This is a genomic window from Achromobacter sp., from assembly GCF_049647645.1.
GTDB lineage: Bacteria > Pseudomonadota > Gammaproteobacteria > Burkholderiales > Burkholderiaceae_B > Achromobacter.
The window spans coordinates 1-16,748 of sequence record NZ_JBARYB010000038.1 but is presented as its reverse complement, the minus strand read 5'-3'; the positions used below and the strand labels follow the sequence as shown (position 1 = coordinate 16,748).

Sequence of the window (16,748 nt, the reverse complement as noted above, 5' to 3'; positions counted from 1 at the left end):
CGCCCAGCAGGCCGATGGCGCGCGCCAGGCGCTCCAGGTCGGCTTCGGTTGCGGCGTCGACGACCACCGTGTTGCCGGCTGCGCGGATGCGCGCAGCCAGCGCTTGCGGCGTGTCGCCGTCTTGCGCCGCCACATGGGCGCAACCCAGCAGGGTCGGGATATGGCTTTCGGTCACCGGCGTAACCGGGTCGGTGGCTGCCGAGGTCTCGGTGACCGGCTTGCCGTTGACGTAGAGCACGCCTTGTTCGACGGTACGGCCGGTGGCCGGGAAGGCCGGGCAGATCACGGCCACGGTATCCGGACCCCAGGCCTCGCGCGCCGCGTCGATCTCGGCCTTGAAGGCGCCGCGCAAGGTGGAGTCCACTTTCTTGTACAGGCGCGTGACGCCGGCCGCGCGCAGGCGCCGCACGTTCTGCCAGACCACCTCGGCCGCGTCGGCGGCGGCCAGGGCGCGGCTGTTGGTCGTGACCGCCAGCACTTCCACGCCGGCCGCGCCCGGACCCGACAGCGCCTCGTCGGCACCGCCGATGGACAGGTGCGTGTTCCAGCCGGCGCGCACGAACTGCACCGCCGTGTCGCCCGACCCGGTCAGGTCATCGGCGACGATGGCGATGGCGGGATTCAAAGCGCTTCTCCGCGCGCTTCACGCAGGGCCGGCGCGACCGCGGGGTCGGCGTCCTCGGACTTGAGCTCGCCGGCGCGCTTGAGGAAGTACGAGGCCAGCATCGGCGCCAGGATCGAGCTGATCAGCACGCAGGCGGCGACCTGCGCGGTGGCGGTCGACACGTATTGCTGGAAGTTGGGGTCGGCCGCCGCCACGACCGCGGGAGTGGCGATGGCGTTGCCGGCGGTGGTGCCGGCCGCGAAGCCCAGGCCGCTCTTGCCGCCGCGCTTCAGGATCAGGCGATAGCCCAGGTAGACCAGGCCGCCGGTGATGGGGCTGATGATCAGGCCCAGGATCAGGCCGCTGATGCCGCCCGAAACCACGGCGCCCAGGTTGATGCCGGTGCCCAGCGCAAAGGCGAAGAACGGGATGACGATATTGGGCACGGGCTTGAGCACGTCGCGCCACTTGGGGTCCAGGTTGCCGACCACCACGCCCAGCAGGAACGGCACCAGCGCCGCCACCAGGGCGATCATGGGGATGTCGGCCAGGCCCGAAGCGCCCAGGAACAGCAGGCTGAAGAAGGGGCCGTCGTTGACCGCGCTGGCCACGTAGGCGCCGCGGTCGCGGGCGTCGCCGTACTGGCCGGTATAGGCCAGCCACAGGCCGCCGTTGCTGTTGTCGAAGGCCGCCAGCAGCGCCAGGATGGAGACGCCGAGCACGCCGTCCAGGCCGACGTAGCTGCCCAGGATGATGATGAGGGTGGCGGGCACCAGCGTCTTCATCAGCAGGATGGTGCCGGCGGTGGCCAGGATCGGACCGCCGGTGCGCGCATTGACTTGAGTGCCGGTGGCGAAGATCAGCAGCGCGATCAGGGGCAGGGCGCTGTTCTTGAACAGGGCCGTGGTGAAGCCGCCGATCGCCAGGGCGTCGGGCGCGAAGGTGCCGATCAGGGAACCCAGGATCAGCGGCACCAGCATCAATCCACCGGGGATTTTCTGCATCGTGCCAAAAAAGGGCGAGCGGGTAGTTTCGGTCGACACTATCGGAGTCTCCAGGACGGTTTTTCTGGGTTGCAGACGTTCGAGCGCGCGTCTGTCAGACGGTTGATCAGGGATGAAAAACCGTAGTGTACACCTGTACGTACAGCATGTACGTACAGGTTTTCCCGCCCCGGAAACGTTCCGATTTTAGAAGCGGTAGGCGCCGCTCAGCATGACGGTGCGGCGCGCGCCGTAGAAGCAATCGCCGCGATCCAGGCAGACGACCTCATAGGTGCGGTCCGCAATGTTGTTGACGTTCAGCGCATAGCGCCAGGGACCGTTGTCGTAGCTGAGCATGGCGTCGAACAGCGTGACTGCCGGCGTTTCCGGCGCGCCGCCGTCGCGGAACGCCGACAGGTAGCGCACGCCCGCGCCCACCGCAAAGCCAGGCTGGCCGGCCAGCGCGAAGCGGTACTTGCCCCACATGGAGGCCATGTGCTTGGGCTGCGCCTCCAGCTGCGGATCCAGATCGGTGTAGATGTAGTTGGCGATCACGTCCAGGTCCTTGGTGACGCGGCCGCGCAGCTCCAGCTCGACGCCGCGCGTGCGGGTCTTGCCGGCCTGGATCTGGTTGTTGGGATTGTTCGGGTCGTTAGTCTGGCGGTTCTTCTCGCGCAGGTCGTAGGCGGCCGCGGTGAACTCGATGTCGGCGTCTTTCGGCATGTACTTGATGCCGGCCTCGACCTGCTTGCCGCGCATGGGCTTCCAGCGCTGGTTGTAGAAGTCGGCGCCGGCGATGGGCGTGAACGATTCGCTGTAGCTGAGGTAGGGCGACCAGCCGTTGTCCGCCGCGTACATCAGGCCGAAGCGCTTGGTGGTGGCCATGTCGGTTTCGCGGTCCTGGCCTTCGGTGGTGCTGTCGGCGCGGTCGCGGCGGATGCCAGCCAGGAAGATCCAGTTCTTGTCGAACTTGATCTGGTCCTGCGCGTAGAAGCCGATCTGCTGCTGGTTGATCTTGGGGTTGTCCGACAGTTCGTATTCGGGCGCGTTGCCGTACACGGGGTGATACAGGTTCAGCGGCGACCCCGCGCCACCCGCGGTCTTGCTGGTCTCGCGGTAGCGCGAATAGTCCATGCCGAAGATCACCGTGTGTTCGGTGCGGCCCCAGTTCAGCTTGCCTTCCAGGTTCTGGTCGGCCAGCAGGGTGCGCATGCGCGGCTTGTTGACGTAGAAAATGCGGTCGACGGTGGTCTGTTCCGGATCGATGTAGGAATCGCCGCGGCGCGCGCCGTAGACGTTGGGATAGAGCGTCTTGTAGTCGACGCTGCTGACTGTGTTGCGGAAGTTCTGCCGCAGCTTCCAGGTGTCGTTGAATTGGTGCTCGAACAGCCAGCCGACGCTGAATTGTTCGGTGTCGTAAGCGTCGAAGCCCGGCTCGCTGGCGAAACGCCGGGTCGGGATGCGGCCGTTGGGATTTTCCTGCACCGAACCGCTCCACGGCAGGAAGGACTGCGTGGTGCCGGCGCGGTCCTTCTGCCAGGTGGCCTGCAGCGTCAGCGAGGTGGCCGCGCTGGGGCGCCAGGTCAGGGACGGCGCCAGCATCAGGCGGTCGTCCGGCGCGTACTGCACCTGCGTGTCGCTGTCGCGCCCCACCGCGATGACGCGGTACAGCCATTGGCCGTCCTCGCTGGCCGGGCCCGTGAGGTCGGCCTGGATCTCGCGGCGGTTGTGGTTGCCCAGCACCACGCCGATCTCGCGCTGCGTTTCCTCCAGCGGGCGCTTGCTGACCAGGTTGACGATGCCGCCGGTGCTGCCCTGCCCGTACAGCATGGAGGAGGGGCCGCGCAGCACTTCCACGCGCTCCATCGCATAGACCTCGGTGCGCGGGTTGTTGAAGCTGAAGTACTGGCGCAGGCCGTCCAGGTACTGCACCGGTTCCACGCCGCGGATGCGCACGTAGTCGGCGCGGTTGTCCACGCCATAGGCGTTGGGGCGCACGCCGGCCGCGTAGTTCATGGTGTCCTGGACGTTCTGCGCGCCCTGGTCCACGATCTGCGCGCGGGGGATCACGGTGATAGCCTGCGGCGTTTCCGACAGGGGCGTGTCGCTCTTGGTCGCGGTGGCGCTGCGCTTGGCGACATAGCCTTCGACCGGGCTGGTCGCGGTTTCTCCGGTGCCGGTGACTTGCACGGCGGGCAGGATGGTGGCGGGTTCGGCGGGAGCCGCAGTCTGGGCCTGGGCCGCAGCGCTCAGGCAGGCGGCAAGGGCGGCGGCGGTGGGCAATAGAACCAGCGGCCGCGCGCGGCGGGCGGCGGGATGAGGGTGACGTTTCAACGGATTTCCCCTGCGGCCTGAGGGTGGCCGGCTGTGTATGCAAATGACAACGATAACTATTATTGATTCGATGAGTTAAGGCTGTCAGGAAATGGGCGCGCCGCAGATGTAAAAAAGCCCTGCAAAGCTTGGCGGGCGGTAAGGGGATGAAGGGAAAACGCCATGCTTTCAGTGGCTTGCGGCCGTTTCCGGAGACGCCGTTGCAGTTGCGCGCCTGTTGGCGAGGCGCGACAAATCGCTCAGGAGTAACGCGGCCGGCGGGTGCCGCCTTCGCGTCGGCTGGCCTTTTCCGAGACAAGATTGTCTTCGGCCATGCGGCGGCCGCGCTGCTCGATGCGGCCGAGGAAATCGCGCAGCAAGGCGACCTCGTCGTCGCTCAGGTCCTGCACCAGTAGGTCATTCAGGTGCGAGACCTCGGGCAGCAGGGCGTCGTAGCGGGCGATGCCGTCGGCCGTCGCTTCCACGCGCACCACGCGGCGGTCCACGCTGTCGTGCAGGCGGCGCAGCCAGCCTTTCTCGCATAGCGCGCCCAGGGTGCGCGAGGTGCGTGTCAGGTCGAGCTTGGCGGCGGCGGCCAGTTCGGCCGAATTCATGATGCCGCCCTCGACGGCACAGGCCAGCACGCGCCATTCGCGGCGCGTGATGCCGAAGCGTCCTTCGCACAGGCGCAGGAATACCGGATTGGATTGTGACCACGCCTGGTACAGCCGATACATCAGCATGTCGGCAAGCTGGCGTTGGCCGGGTTCGGGGATGTTAGGCATGGCGTCTCCTCCAGAGGGCGTTGCAGTTCGCGCTGCATATCGTTATGGGAAGTCCTGGATTAGATCAACAAACGTGCGCGTTGCTAAATTCAATTTCCCTATTTGGGTATCGGCCATGCAGTGACAACCATAATCGACAGCGGGCCGCTGTCTCCAGGAGTGGACCATGGGTAAATGGATATCAGGCGTTGCCGCGGCGGCGATACTGGTTGGGGCTGCGCCGCTGGCCGGCGCGCAGCAGGCCCCGCTGGACGGGGCGCTGACGGTGGTGGTGGGCTACCCGCCGGGCGGTAGCTCGGACCGCATCGCGCGGCTGGTCGCGGATCGGCTCAAGGAGCGGGTCGGCGTGCCTGTGGTGGTCGAGAACAAGACCGGCGCGGGAGGCCGCATCGCGGCGCAAGCCTTGCATGCGGCGCCGGCCGGCCAGAACGTGCTGATGCTGGCGAATCCGGCCGTGATGGTGGTGGCGCCGCTGGTCTATGCCCAGCCGGGCTATGACGCGCAGCGCGACTTCAAGCCGGTATCGCTGGTCAGCCGCTACAAGTTCGCGCTCGCCGTGGCGGCGAATTCGCCGATCCACGATCTGGCCGGCCTGCGGCAGTGGTTGACGGCGAATCCCAAGCAGTTCGCCGTGGGCGTGCCGGCCACCGGCAGCCTGCCGCACTTCTTTGCGTTGATGTTGGGCCGCGAACTGGGCCAGGAGCCGGAAGTGGTGGGCTACCGGGGATCGGCGCCGCTGATTTCAGAACTGATAGGGGGCATCCTGCCGCAAGGCATAGATACGCTGGATACCTTGCTGCCGCAGCACCGCGCCGGCAAGATCCACATCCTCGCCGTGTCCGGCGACGCGCGCGATCCCGAACTCAAGGACGTGCCCACCTTCAAGGAAGGCGGGGTGAACCTGGCGGCCGACGGCTGGAACGCGTTCTTCGCGCCGACCGCAATGCCACAAGCCAAGGCCGAACGGCTAGGCGCGGACATCGCGGCGGTGCTGCGCGATCCCGCCATGCAGGAGGCCGTGCGCGCCGCATACCTGGAGCCGGTGTCGCTGGATGCGCGCGGCACGGCCGACGCCTTGGCCGCCTACCGCAAGCAATGGGAGCCGGTGGTGCGCGCATCCGGCTTCACGGCCACGCAATAGGAGGGCGGCGATGAGCGATGTGCAGAACGTGTTGTTCATCATGGCCGATCAGCTGCGGGCGGATCACCTGAGCTGTTATGGCCATCCCTACCTGCGGACGCCCAGCCTGGACGCGCTGGCGGCGCGCGGCGCGCGCTTCGATCGCGCCTTCGTCAACTCGGGCGTGTGCGGGCCGTCGCGCATGAGCTACTACACCGGCCGTTATCCCTCGCGCCACGGCGCCACCTGGAACCGCGTGCCGTTGTCGGTCAACGAGATCACGCTGGGCGAGTACCTGGCGGGACAGGGCCGCGAATTGGCGCTGGCCGGCAAGACCCATATCATTCCCGACAAGGAGGGCATGGAGCGGCTGGCCATCGATGGATCCTCCGAACTGGGCGTACTGCTCAGCCGCGGCGGCTTCGTCGAACTGGACCGCTACGACGGCCACCACGAGCCGGGCGACGAAAGCGCTTATCCCGCCTTTCTGCGGCGACACGGCTACGACAGCGCCGACCCTTGGAGCGACTACGTGATCGCCGCGGTAGACGCGGGCGGCCAAGTGGTCAGCGGCTGGAACATGCGCAACGCGCATCTGCCCGCGCGCGTGGCCGAGCCGCATTCCGAGACCGCCTACATGACGGACCAGGCGCTGGACTTCATGCGGCGCCGTGGCAGCCAGCCCTGGGTGCTGCACCTGAGCTACGTAAAGCCGCATTGGCCCTACATGGCGCCGGACCCCTATCACAAGCTCTATACCCCGGACCAATGCCTGCCGGTGCGGCGCAACCGGGAAGAACTGGAGAACGCGCACCCGGTGGTGGCTGCCTACCGGCAGCACGAAGAGAGCGTCAGCTTTGCCACCGACGAGTGCGTGCGCGTGGTGCGTCCGGCCTACCAGGGCTTGATCCGGCAGCTGGACGACCATCTGGGCCGGCTGTTCGACTACATGGAAGGCGCGGGCCTGATGAAGAACACGCTGATCGTGTTCACCGCGGACCACGGCGACTTCCTCGGCGATCACTGGCTGGGCGAAAAAGAGCTGTTCTACGACACCGCGCAACGCGTGCCCTTCATCGTCATGGATCCCTCGGCCGCGGCCGACGCCACGCGCGGCCGCGCGCTGGATGACATGGTGGAAAGCGTGGACCTGGTGCCCACGGTGCTGCGCGCGCTGGGTACGCCCGGGCCCGGCCACAGGCTGGAGGGCCGCGAACTCCAGACCTTGCTGCATGGCCGCGATGCCGCTACGCCCTGGCGCGACTGCGTGTATTCCGAACTGGATTACAGCTTCCGCCAGGCTCGCATCCTTTGCGGCAAGACGCCGCAGAACGCCCGCGCCTGGTCGGTGCGCACGGACCGCTGGCGCTACGTGTATTGGCTGGACGAGCGCGAGCAACTCTTCGACCTGCACGCCGATCCCGATGAGTACCAGGACCTGGGCGCGAGCAGCGCGCATGCGCAAACGCGCCAGGCGCTGCGCCAGCGCCTGCTGGAATGGATGCTGCGCGGCAAGCGCCGCACCACCATCAGCGACGAGGCGGTCGAAAAGGGCACCAACGCCCACAAGCGGGCGGGGGTGTACTTCGGGCAGTGGTAGCCCGGCCAGTGGCGCAAGGCGCCGGCTCCCGTTCCCGGCGAGCCGGCGGGTTCAGGCCTGGCCCGGCTGCCGGACTGGCGCTGGCGCGGCTTCCTGCGCCGCCGGCTTGAGCTCGCGGCGCAGGATCTTGCCGACGTTGGTGCGCGGCAAGTCATCGCGGAACTCGATGTAGCGCGGTACCTTGTAACCCGTCAGCTGCTTGCGGCAATGCGCGATCAGGGTCTCGGCATCCAGGGTGGGATCCTTGCGGATCACGTACAGCTTGACCGCCTCGCCCGAGCGCTCGTCGGGCACGCCCACCGCCGCCACTTCGCGCACGCCGGGATGCAGCGCGGCCACGTCCTCGACCTCGTTGGGATAGACGTTGAAGCCGGACACCAGAATCATGTCCTTCTTGCGGTCCACCAGGAACACGTAGCCCTTCTCGTCCACGTAGCCGACGTCGCCGGTGCGCAGGAAACCGTCCGGGTACAGGACCAGCGCGGTTTCGTCGGGCCTTTGCCAATAGCCCTGCGTGACCTGGGGGCCGCGCACGCAGATTTCGCCGGTCTCGCCTATGCCCAGTTCCGTGCCGGCATCGTCGCGGATGGAAATCTCGGTGGACGGCACGGGCAGGCCGATCGATCCGGTGAATTCCTGCACGTCCAACGGATTGATCGTGACTGCGGGCGAGGTTTCGGTCAGGCCGTAGGCTTGCGCCAGCGAGCGGCCGGTGACGGCGCGCCAGCGGTCAGCCACGGAGCGCTGCACCGCCATGCCGCCGCCCATCGTGAGGCGTAGCCGCGAAAAATCCAGGCGCGCAAAATCCGGATTGTTGAGCAGGGCGTTGAACAGCGTGTTTACGCCCGTGAAGGCCGAGAACGGCACCTTGCGCATTTCCTTGACCAGGCCGGGAATGTCGCGCGGGTTGATGATGAGCAGGTTGCTGGCTCCCATCTTCATGAACGTCAGGCAGTTCGCCGTCAGCGCGAAGATGTGATACAGCGGCAAGGCCGTCACGATGCATTCCTCGCCTTCGGTCACCAGCGGCTTGACCCAGGCATAGGCCTGGCTCAGGTTGGCCACCAGGTTGCCATGGGTGAGCATGGCGGCCTTGGCCACGCCGGTGGTGCCGCCGGTGTATTGCAGGCAGGCCAGGTCGCGCTGATCCAGCGCCACTTCGGTGAAGGGCGCGCTGTTACCGGCGTGTAGCGCATCGCCCAGCCGGACGGCGTCGGGCAGGGACCACGCGGGCACCATGCGTTTGACGCGGCGGACCACGAAATCCACCAGGCGCCCCTTGAGCGGCCCCAGCAGCTCGCCGATCGACGTCACCACCACGCGTTCTATCGCGGTTCCCTCCAGCGACTTCTGCACGGTGGCGGCGAAGTTGTCCGCCACCACGATGAGGCGGGCGCCCGAGTCGGCCAGCTGATGCTGGAGTTCGTGTGGGGTATACAGGGGATTGCAATTGACCACCACGCAGCCGGCGCGCAGGGCGCCGAACAGGCACACTGGGTATTGCAGCAGGTTGGGCATCATGAGCGCGACGCGGTCGCCGCGGCCCAGGCCGTTGGCGTGTAGCCAGGCGGCGAAGTCGCGCGTCAACCGGTCCAGCTCGGCATAGCTGATCGACTTGCCCATGCTGATGTACGAGGTCTTGCCGGCGTAGCGCCGGCAGCTCTCGCGCACGACCGAAACCAGCGTCGTCACGCCGTCCATCTCGATCTCCGCGGGCACGCCCGCGGGATAGCTTTTCTGCCAGATTCGTTCCATTTACCGGGTTTCCGTCTAGGGCCTGTACACAGAAAATAAGGGCCTTGCGCGGCCTCTAGCCGCCCAGCAGGGCTTTTTTCAGGGAGGCTTGCGCGGGCTTTTCGCCCAGCCAGACCCGCAGCAGGGCGCGCGCGAACGCGGGGCTGTCGATGCGGCCGCGCAGTTTGCTGTTGTCCAGGACCGCGACGCCGCGGGCGTCGAAATCCAGGTCGACCACATCGCCTTCGCGCACCGATCCGATTTCCGCCATCAAGGCGGACAGGCGGCCGGCCGGCGCTTTCAGCTCGGCCAGTTCCTGTGCGGACGTATTGTCGCGCAAACCGTCCTGCAGGGCTTCGTCGAGGCTCTTGCTGTCCACGTCGCGAAGCAGGCGCAGGCGCATGCGGCGCGGTTCCTCGCTGTTGACCAGCGCGGCGGCGTCGCTGCTCTTGGCGGTGGCGTACAGCGCGGCCACGTAGACCTTGACGACGAACTTGGTGCGCACGCCGGCGCCGTTCAGCACCAGCGTGCGGCCGCCTTCCGACAGGCTGTCCGGCACGCGCACGCCGGCGACTTCCACGTCGGCGGCTTGGGTGGGGGCGCCGGCCAGGCAGGCGGCAAACATGAGGCTCAGGGCGACGGTTCGCCCTCCGGGGATACGGCGCATGTGTCTCCTCCTGTGTTCTTCTGCTTGTAGAACTTCTTGTCTGCGATATAGATCGTGCGTTCCACGACGGCGTAAACCACGCCGTCGCGGTCCTTGAGTTCCACCGTATAGGTCCGGGTGGTTTCATGGTCGCGCGCCAGGATCGCGCGGATTTCCGCGATTTCCCCGGGCTGCAGCCGGAAGTCCACGTACAGCGTGGCGTATGCCGGCTTGCGGTACCGGATGGAGGCGGCCTTGTCCCACACGATATGGTCCGCGCCCAGCGCGGACATCAGCATCGTGGGATGGGCGCCGTCGGTCACGGCGAACAGCGAACCGCCGTACATCGAGCCGACGATATTGCGGGTGCGCCGCAGCAGCGGCAGCTTGATGCGGATATGGTGGAAGTCCGCGGACACATGCACCACTTTGCCGCCAGTGGCGCGGAACGCCGGATGCAGGTTGAAACCCACCCGCATCAGGCGCGCCCGCCATGTCGGCGACAGGTTCTTGAACCAATAGGGCTTCATGCTCCGCGCCGCTCCGCCTACATCGCCTCGAACAGGCCCGCCGCGCCCATGCCGGTGCCGATGCACATGGTCACCAGCCCGTACTTGCCGCCCGTGCGGCGCAGGCCGTGGGTGATGGTGGCGGTGCGGATCGCGCCCGTGGCGCCCAGCGGGTGGCCCAGCGCGATCGCCCCGCCCAGCGGGTTGACCTTGGACGGATCCAGCTTCAGCTCGCGGATGACGGCCAGCGACTGGGCGGCGAAGGCTTCGTTCAGTTCGATCCAGTCCAGCGCGTCCTGGCCGATGCCGGCGCGCTGCAGCACCTTGGGGATCGCTGCCACGGGACCGATGCCCATGACCTCGGGCGGCACGCCGGCCACGGCGAAACTGACAAAGCGCGCCAGCGGGCTCAGGTTGAATTCGCGCAGGATGCGGTCGGACACCAGGATCACGGCGGCGGCGCCGTCGGACATCTGCGAGCTGTTGCCGGCAGTGACGCTGCCGCGCGCGGCGAACACGGGCTTCAGCCGGGCCAGCGCCGCGGCGCTGCTGTCCGGGCGCGGCCCCTCGTCCACCTCGACCAGGCGGCGCGTGACGCTCACCGTGCCGCTGGCGTCGCCGGGCTGGCGCGATACCGTTTCATAGGGCGTGATCTCGGCGCGGAAGTGGCCGGCGGCGATGGCCGCGCAGGCCTTCTGGTGCGAGGCCAGGGCGAAGGCGTCCTGGTCCTCGCGCGAGACCTTCCAGCGTTCGGCGACCTTCTCGCCGGTCAGGCCCATGCCGAAGGCCATGCCGATGTTTTCCTGGTGCTCGAAGATGGCGGGGTTCATCGATACCTTGTTGCCCATGATCTGCGGCATGGCGCTCATGGACTCGGTACCCGCGCCTATCATGATGTCGGCTTCGCCGGTGCGGATGCGGGCTGCGGCGTCCGCCACCGCCTGCAGGCCGGAGGCGCAGAAGCGGTTCACGGTGACGCCCGCCACGCTTTGCGGCAGGCCGGCAAGCAACAGGCCGATGCGGGCCACGTTCATGCCCTGTTCGGCTTCCGGCATGGCGCAGCCGGCGATGACGTCGTCGATGCGCGCGGCGTCCAGGCCCGGGACCTGCGCCAGCGCGCCATTGAGCGCGGCGGCCAGCATGTCGTCGGGGCGGGTGGTGATGTAGGCGCCGTTGCGCTTGCCCACCGGCAGGCGCGTGGCGGCGACGATGTAGGCGTCTTGAATCTGCTTGCTCATGTCAGTTCCTCAGGGGCTTGCCGGTGTCGAGGGTGTGGCGGATGCGGGCCTGGGTCTCGGGCGTGCGCAGCAGCGCCACGAATTCCTTGCGCTCCACGGCCAGCAGCCATTCCTCGTCCACCTTGGCGCCGGTTTCGACTTCGCCGCCGCACAGGGCCACGGCGGCGCTGCGCGCCACGCGGTAGTCATGGGCGCTGATCATGCCGCCTTCGCGCATGTTGACCAGCACCATTTCGAAGTTGGCGATGCCGTTGCGGCCGGCGACGGGAATGTCGCGCAGGCGGGGCGGCGGCGTGTAGCCGGCCTCGGCCGCGGCGCGGGCCTGGCCGATGGCGACGTATAGCAGCTCGTCCGGATGGAACACGACGATGTCATGGTCGCGGGCGAAGCCCGTGGCGATGGCTTCCAGCGCGCTCTTGGCGACCTGCGCCGTGGCGATGGTCTGGAACACCGGCTGCAGGTATGGGAAGACCTCGCCCGGCGTGGCGGTCGCGGCCGCCAGGGCGGCGGCGCGGCCGGCGAATTCCTTGCTGCCGCCGCCGGCCGGAATCAGCCCGACGCCGGCTTCCACCAGCCCGACATAGCTTTCCAGCGCCAGCACCCGGTGCGAGGCATGCATCAGGAATTCGCAGCCGCCGCCCAGCGCCATGCCCTGCACGGCCGCCACGGTGGGAATCTGCGCGTACTTGAACGACTGCGAGGTGCGTTGGAATTTCTCGACCGTGGCTTCCAGCATGTCCCACTGGCCGGCGGCGCAGGCCTCGGCGACCTGCTGCAGATTGGCGCCCACGGCGAAGGGCGCGTCATGCCAGATGACCAGGCCGTCGTATTCGCGCTCGGCCCGCGCCACCGCCTGCAGGATGCCTTCGAGCACTTCCGCGCCCAGGGTGTGGTTCTTCGAGATGACGGACAGTATGGCCACGCCGGCGTCGACCTGCGGCAGGTTCCACAGGCGCACGCCTTCGTTTTCCCAGATGGTGACGCCGCGCTCGCCGGCGCCTTCGCCGTAGACGCGTTCGGGGAACAACTGGCGGCGGTACACCGGCAGGGTCGAGCGCGGGCGCAGTTGGCCGGTGCGCGCGGAATAGGAGCCTTGCGGCGCATGCACGCCCTGGCGGTCCGGTTCCAGCGCCCAGGCCGGCAGCGGCGCGTCGCTCATGGCCTGGCCGGCGGCGATGTCCTCGGCAACGGCGGCGGCGATGGCCTGCCAGCCGGCGGCCTGCCAGGTTTCGAACGGGCCTTGCGCCCAGCCGAAGCCCCAGCGCATGGCCAGGTCCAGGTCGCGCGCGTTGTCGGCCACGTGTTCAAGCTGCACGGCGCTGTAGTGGAAGATGTCGCGGAACAGGCTCCACAGGAACTGGGCCTGGGGATGGCTGCTGGCGCGCAGCGCTGCAAAGCGCTTGCCCGGGTCGCGTTCCTTCAACAGGGCGGCGACTTCGTCGGCCAGCTTGCCGGTGCCGGGCGCGTAGTCCTGCGCCTTCAGGTCCAGCACCTGGATTTCCTTGCCCTGCTTGCGATAGACGCCGGCGCCGCTTTTCTGGCCCAGCGCGCCCTTGGCGATCAGGGCCGAGAGCCAGTCAGGCAGCTTGAAATAGCGGTGCCAGGGATCGTCCGGCAGGTTCTTTTCCATGGTGCCGACCACGTGGGCCAGCGTGTCCAGGCCGACCACGTCGGCGGTGCGGTAGGTGGCGCTCTTGGGGCGGCCGATCCTCGGCCCGGTCAGCGCGTCGACCTCGTCGAACGCCAGCCCGAGGCGGGCCGTGTGGTGCATGGCTGCCAGGATCGAAAACACGCCGATGCGATTGGCCACGAAGTTGGGCGTGTCCAGTGCGCGGATCACGCCCTTGCCGAGGGTCGAGGTTAACCAGGTTTCAAGCTGGTCGAGCACCGCGGGCTGGGTGTGCGTAGTGGCGATGATCTCCACCAGCCGCATGTAGCGGGGCGGATTGAAAAAGTGGATGCCGCAAAAGCGGTCGCGCAGGCCCGCGGGCAGGGCGTTGGCCAGTGCGTCGATCGACAGGCCCGAGGTGTTGGAGGCGATGATGGCGCTGGGAGCGACGTGCGGCGCGATGCGCTCGTACAGCGCGGTCTTCCAGTCCATGCGTTCGGCGATGGCCTCGATGACCAGGTCGCAGCCGCGCAGCTGTTCCAGGTCGTCGTCGTAGTTGGCGGGCGTGATGTACGCCAGGCGCGCCGCGCCGGCCAGCGGCGCCGGTTCCAGCTTCTTCAAGCCGGCGATCGCCTTCTTGACCGCGCCGTTGCGGTCGCCTTCGGGGGCGGCCAGGTCGAACAGCGTGACGGGCACGCCGGCATTGGCCAGATGGGCGGCGATCTGCGCGCCCATGACGCCGGCCCCCAGGACGGCGACGTGTTTGACGACGAACTTGCTCAAGGCAGTCTCCTGAAAAAAAAACGGATGGCGGGGCGGACCGGGCCGGGCCGCCATCCGGGGCGGGTTAGAAGCGGGACGACAGCTGTATGCCCAGGATGTGGGCATTGCTGTCGTAGGTGCCCGCGACGCGGCCCTTGGTCAGCTGGTTGCCGGACGTCGTATCGATGTCCGTCTTGCGCAGGTAAAGATAGGTATAGCCTACGTCGAGCGTGGTGTCCTTGGTGGCCTGCCACTGCACGCCGGTCGAGAGCCAGTAACGGTCGTTGTCCGGCAGCGAGGTCGGGCGGTCGGCTTCCTTGTACACGGGCGACTGGTCGAAGGCGACGCCGAACTTCCACTTCCAGTTGGGCGCGAACTTGTAGTTGGCGCCCAGGGCGACGCGCCAGCTGTCGCGGAAATTCAGCGGCAGGTTGTCGTCGCGAGCGCCGGGGCCCGAGTTGCGGATCAGCAGATTTGGGATGCTGCTCCAACCCGTCCAGGAAACGTCGCCCAGCAGCTCCCAGCGTTCGTTCAACTGGTGCGCCGCGCTCAGGATCAGTGTGTCGGGCAGTGATACGGTCGCCTTGGCGTCGAACGACACCGAGTTGCCGCGCGGATAGATGCTGGTGATATCGGTGTCGCCCTTGGCCGTGTGCTTGATCTTGGAGCGGTAGGACAGGCCGATGCGGGTGTCTTCCGTCGGTTGCAGCATGAAGCCCACGTTCCAGCCCCAGGCGTCGCCCTTGAGATTCAGGTCGGCGTCGCCGGTGGTGCCCAGCGGCATGCCGGGAACGGGAAGCACGGCCTTCTTTTTGTAATTGGCGTCAATGTGCTGCCAATTCAGGCCAAAGCCCATGGAGAACTTCTCGTTGACCTTGTAGGCGATCGACGGGTTGACGTTGATCGTCTTGATCTCGAACTTGTTGGAGTGGTACTGGCCCACCCAGCCGTCGTCGTACTCGGTCATCAGGCCGAAGGGAGCGCCCACGCCCAGGCCGATGTACCACTGTTCGTTCAATTGCCAGGAGGCATACATATTGGGCACCACGCCCAGGTTGCCGGCGTCGCCGCCGTTGCCGCCGGTCGGGCGCGATCCGCCCAGGCCGGTGCCCGGCAGGCCGGGAATGCTGGGATTGCGGCTGTCGCCGTTGTCGGAAAACTTGAACGACGGCTTGATCAGATTGACGCCGCCGGACACGTTGAAGCCGGGCAGGTAGGTCATGCCGGCCGGGTTGTAATAGATGATGCTGGCGTTCTCCGGATTCGCCGCAGAGCCCGCATAGGCGTTGCCCAGGCCGCTGGCGTTCTGCTCCAGGAGCTGAAAGCCGGCCGAGTGCGTTGCCGTGGTCGCGCCCAGGCCGACCACGAGGGCCGACAAGGTGCTCAGGGACAATGAACGTCTGCTCATGGTACTGCCTCCTCGTGATGGATAGATGTCTCTATGGCACTGCCGGTCTTGTCGTTCCGGTTTAGGGGGGTACTGGTCCTAATCGGCCTCAGCCGGTCTTATATCGCGCAATGCGTTACTGCTCTGGTAATGCAAGGGTCCGCCCGTGAATGGCGCGAACCCCGTTCCGAAAATCACGCCCGCGTCGGCCAGGTCGGCGTCGGCGACGATGCCCGCATCCACGCGCTGGCGCGTGGCGTCTATCAGCGGCTGGATCAGGCGCTGCGCCAGTCCGGCGGGCGCGCCCACTGGACTGCTGCCCTTGACCGGCTTGCCGTCGCGCCAGGCGTAGAAGCCGCGGCCGCTCTTCTTGCCCAGGTCGCCGCGCGCCAGGCGCTCGGCCAGGCAGCGCGGCGGTTCGGCGCCGCCAGCCAATTCCTCGCCAGCCGCGCGCGCGATGTCCAGGCCCACGGTATCGGCCAGCTCCAACGGTCCCATCGGCATGCCGAAGGCGACCATGGCCGCGTCCACGGCCTCGGGCGCCAGGCCGTCGTCCACGCTGCGCATGGCCTGCAGCATGTAGGGCGCCAGCACGGCGTTGACCAGGAAGCCCGGCGCGCTCTTGACCGGCAGCGCCAGCTTGTCGATCTGGCCGACGAACGCGCAGGCGCGGGCTTGCGCGGCGTCTGCGTCGCCGTCGGCGTGCACTACCTCCACCAGAGGCATCTTGGCCACGGGATTGAAGAAGTGGATGCCCACCAGCCGTTCCGGACGCGCGAGGCCTGCGCGCAGGGTCTCCAGCGGCAGGCTGGAGGTGTTGGTGGCGAGCAGCGCGTCGGCCTTCATGCGCGGCTCCAGCGAGCGGTAGAGCGCGCGTTTGGCCTCGGGCTGTTCGCTGATGGCTTCGATGACGATGTCGGCCAGCGGCACGCCGCCGCCCGCAGGGTCGGGTACCAGGCGGTCGAACGCCGCGCGCGCCAGCCGCGGATCCTTCAGGCGGCGCGAGTACAGCTGGGCGGCGCGCTTGATGGCAGGGGCGATGCGCGCCATGTCCTGGTCCTGCAAGGTGACCGTCATGCCCTTGAGCGCGCACCAGGCGGCGATATCGCCGCCCATCACGCCGGCGCCGACTACGTGCACGTGGCGCGCGGGCGTGATGCCGGCCTGTTTGCCATTGGCCTTCAACCGCTCCTGCAGGCGGAACACGCGCAGCAGGTTGCGGGCGGTGTCGGAGGAAATGATGTGGTCGATCAGCGCGGGCGCCTGCAGGGCGTTGCCGCCGTGCTGTTCCCAGATGTCGACGATGGCGGGCGCGGCCGGATAGTGACCCAGCGGATCCTTGGCGGCGATCTGCTTGCGGGCGCGGCTGGCGACGATGGCCTTGAGCGGCCAGCGGTTGGCCCAGCCGCCGAAGCCGCGCGCGCGGCGCGGCGCCTTGCGCGACAGCACGGTCTGGCG

Annotated in this window: 12 protein-coding genes and 1 pseudogene; 2 read left to right on the top strand and 11 right to left on the bottom strand. The window is 67.7% G+C overall.

Annotated elements, in window-relative coordinates; genetic code table 11:
• The 4 genes and pseudogenes from dtnK to WBB14_RS03830 form a co-directional block, all read right to left on the bottom strand.
• Window positions 1-625: pseudogene (gene dtnK / locus WBB14_RS03845) on the bottom strand (D-threonate kinase); the annotation flags it as partial.
• Window positions 622-1,647 carry a 2-keto-3-deoxygluconate permease gene (locus WBB14_RS03840; RefSeq protein WP_424238644.1) on the bottom strand — a complete coding sequence of 342 codons (1,026 nt, stop codon included), beginning with the start codon at window positions 1,645-1,647 and terminating at the stop codon, window positions 622-624. The gene WBB14_RS03840 and the pseudogene dtnK, both read right to left, overlap by 4 nt.
• Window positions 1,648-1,794: 147 nt before the next feature.
• A complete protein-coding gene (locus WBB14_RS03835) occupies window positions 1,795-3,960 on the bottom strand; it encodes a TonB-dependent siderophore receptor (protein ID WP_424238645.1) in 2,166 nt (721 codons plus the stop codon).
• A 200-nt stretch (window positions 3,961-4,160) separates the two neighbouring features.
• Entirely contained in the window at window positions 4,161-4,685 is a 525-nt protein-coding gene (locus WBB14_RS03830) for a MarR family winged helix-turn-helix transcriptional regulator (protein ID WP_424238643.1), read from the bottom strand.
• A gap of 166 nt (window positions 4,686-4,851) precedes the next feature.
• On the opposite strand from WBB14_RS03830, the gene WBB14_RS03825 reads away from it, so the two are divergent.
• Together WBB14_RS03825 and WBB14_RS03820 are read left to right on the top strand one after the other, a co-directional pair.
• Window positions 4,852-5,826, top strand: coding sequence for a tripartite tricarboxylate transporter substrate-binding protein (locus WBB14_RS03825; protein WP_424238642.1), 975 nt, complete (start codon window positions 4,852-4,854; stop codon window positions 5,824-5,826).
• Window positions 5,827-5,836: 10 nt separating this feature from the next.
• On the top strand, window positions 5,837-7,405 hold the full coding sequence (locus WBB14_RS03820; protein WP_424238641.1) for a sulfatase-like hydrolase/transferase: 1,569 nt from the start codon (window positions 5,837-5,839) through the stop codon (window positions 7,403-7,405).
• A gap of 51 nt (window positions 7,406-7,456) precedes the next feature.
• Here WBB14_RS03820 and WBB14_RS03815 read toward each other — a convergent pair whose 3' ends face one another.
• The 7 genes from WBB14_RS03815 to WBB14_RS03785 all read right to left on the bottom strand — a co-directional run.
• Window positions 7,457-9,160, bottom strand: coding sequence for an AMP-binding protein (locus tag WBB14_RS03815; protein ID WP_424238640.1), 1,704 nt, complete (start codon window positions 9,158-9,160; stop codon window positions 7,457-7,459).
• Window positions 9,161-9,215: 55 nt separating this feature from the next.
• Window positions 9,216-9,806 carry a chalcone isomerase family protein gene (locus WBB14_RS03810; RefSeq protein WP_424238639.1) on the bottom strand — a complete coding sequence of 197 codons (591 nt, stop codon included), beginning with the start codon at window positions 9,804-9,806 and terminating at the stop codon, window positions 9,216-9,218.
• Window positions 9,770-10,315, bottom strand: a complete 546-nt coding sequence (locus WBB14_RS03805) for a PaaI family thioesterase (RefSeq protein WP_424238638.1) — start codon at window positions 10,313-10,315, stop codon at window positions 9,770-9,772. Before WBB14_RS03805 ends, WBB14_RS03810 begins: the two co-directional genes overlap by 37 nt.
• A gap of 17 nt (window positions 10,316-10,332) precedes the next feature.
• Complete coding sequence (locus tag WBB14_RS03800) at window positions 10,333-11,532, bottom strand: acetyl-CoA C-acyltransferase (RefSeq protein ID WP_424238637.1); 1,200 nt, start codon at window positions 11,530-11,532, stop codon at window positions 10,333-10,335.
• 1 nt (window position 11,533) lies between these two features.
• Entirely contained in the window at window positions 11,534-13,924 is a 2,391-nt protein-coding gene (locus tag WBB14_RS03795) for a 3-hydroxyacyl-CoA dehydrogenase/enoyl-CoA hydratase family protein (RefSeq protein WP_424238636.1), read from the bottom strand.
• A 64-nt stretch (window positions 13,925-13,988) separates the two neighbouring features.
• On the bottom strand, window positions 13,989-15,311 hold the full coding sequence (locus WBB14_RS03790) for an OmpP1/FadL family transporter (protein WP_424238635.1): 1,323 nt from the start codon (window positions 15,309-15,311) through the stop codon (window positions 13,989-13,991).
• A 78-nt stretch (window positions 15,312-15,389) separates the two neighbouring features.
• Window positions 15,390-16,748, bottom strand: a 1,359-nt coding sequence (locus tag WBB14_RS03785) for a 3-hydroxyacyl-CoA dehydrogenase family protein (protein ID WP_424238634.1), incomplete at its 5' end; no start/stop codon positions are given.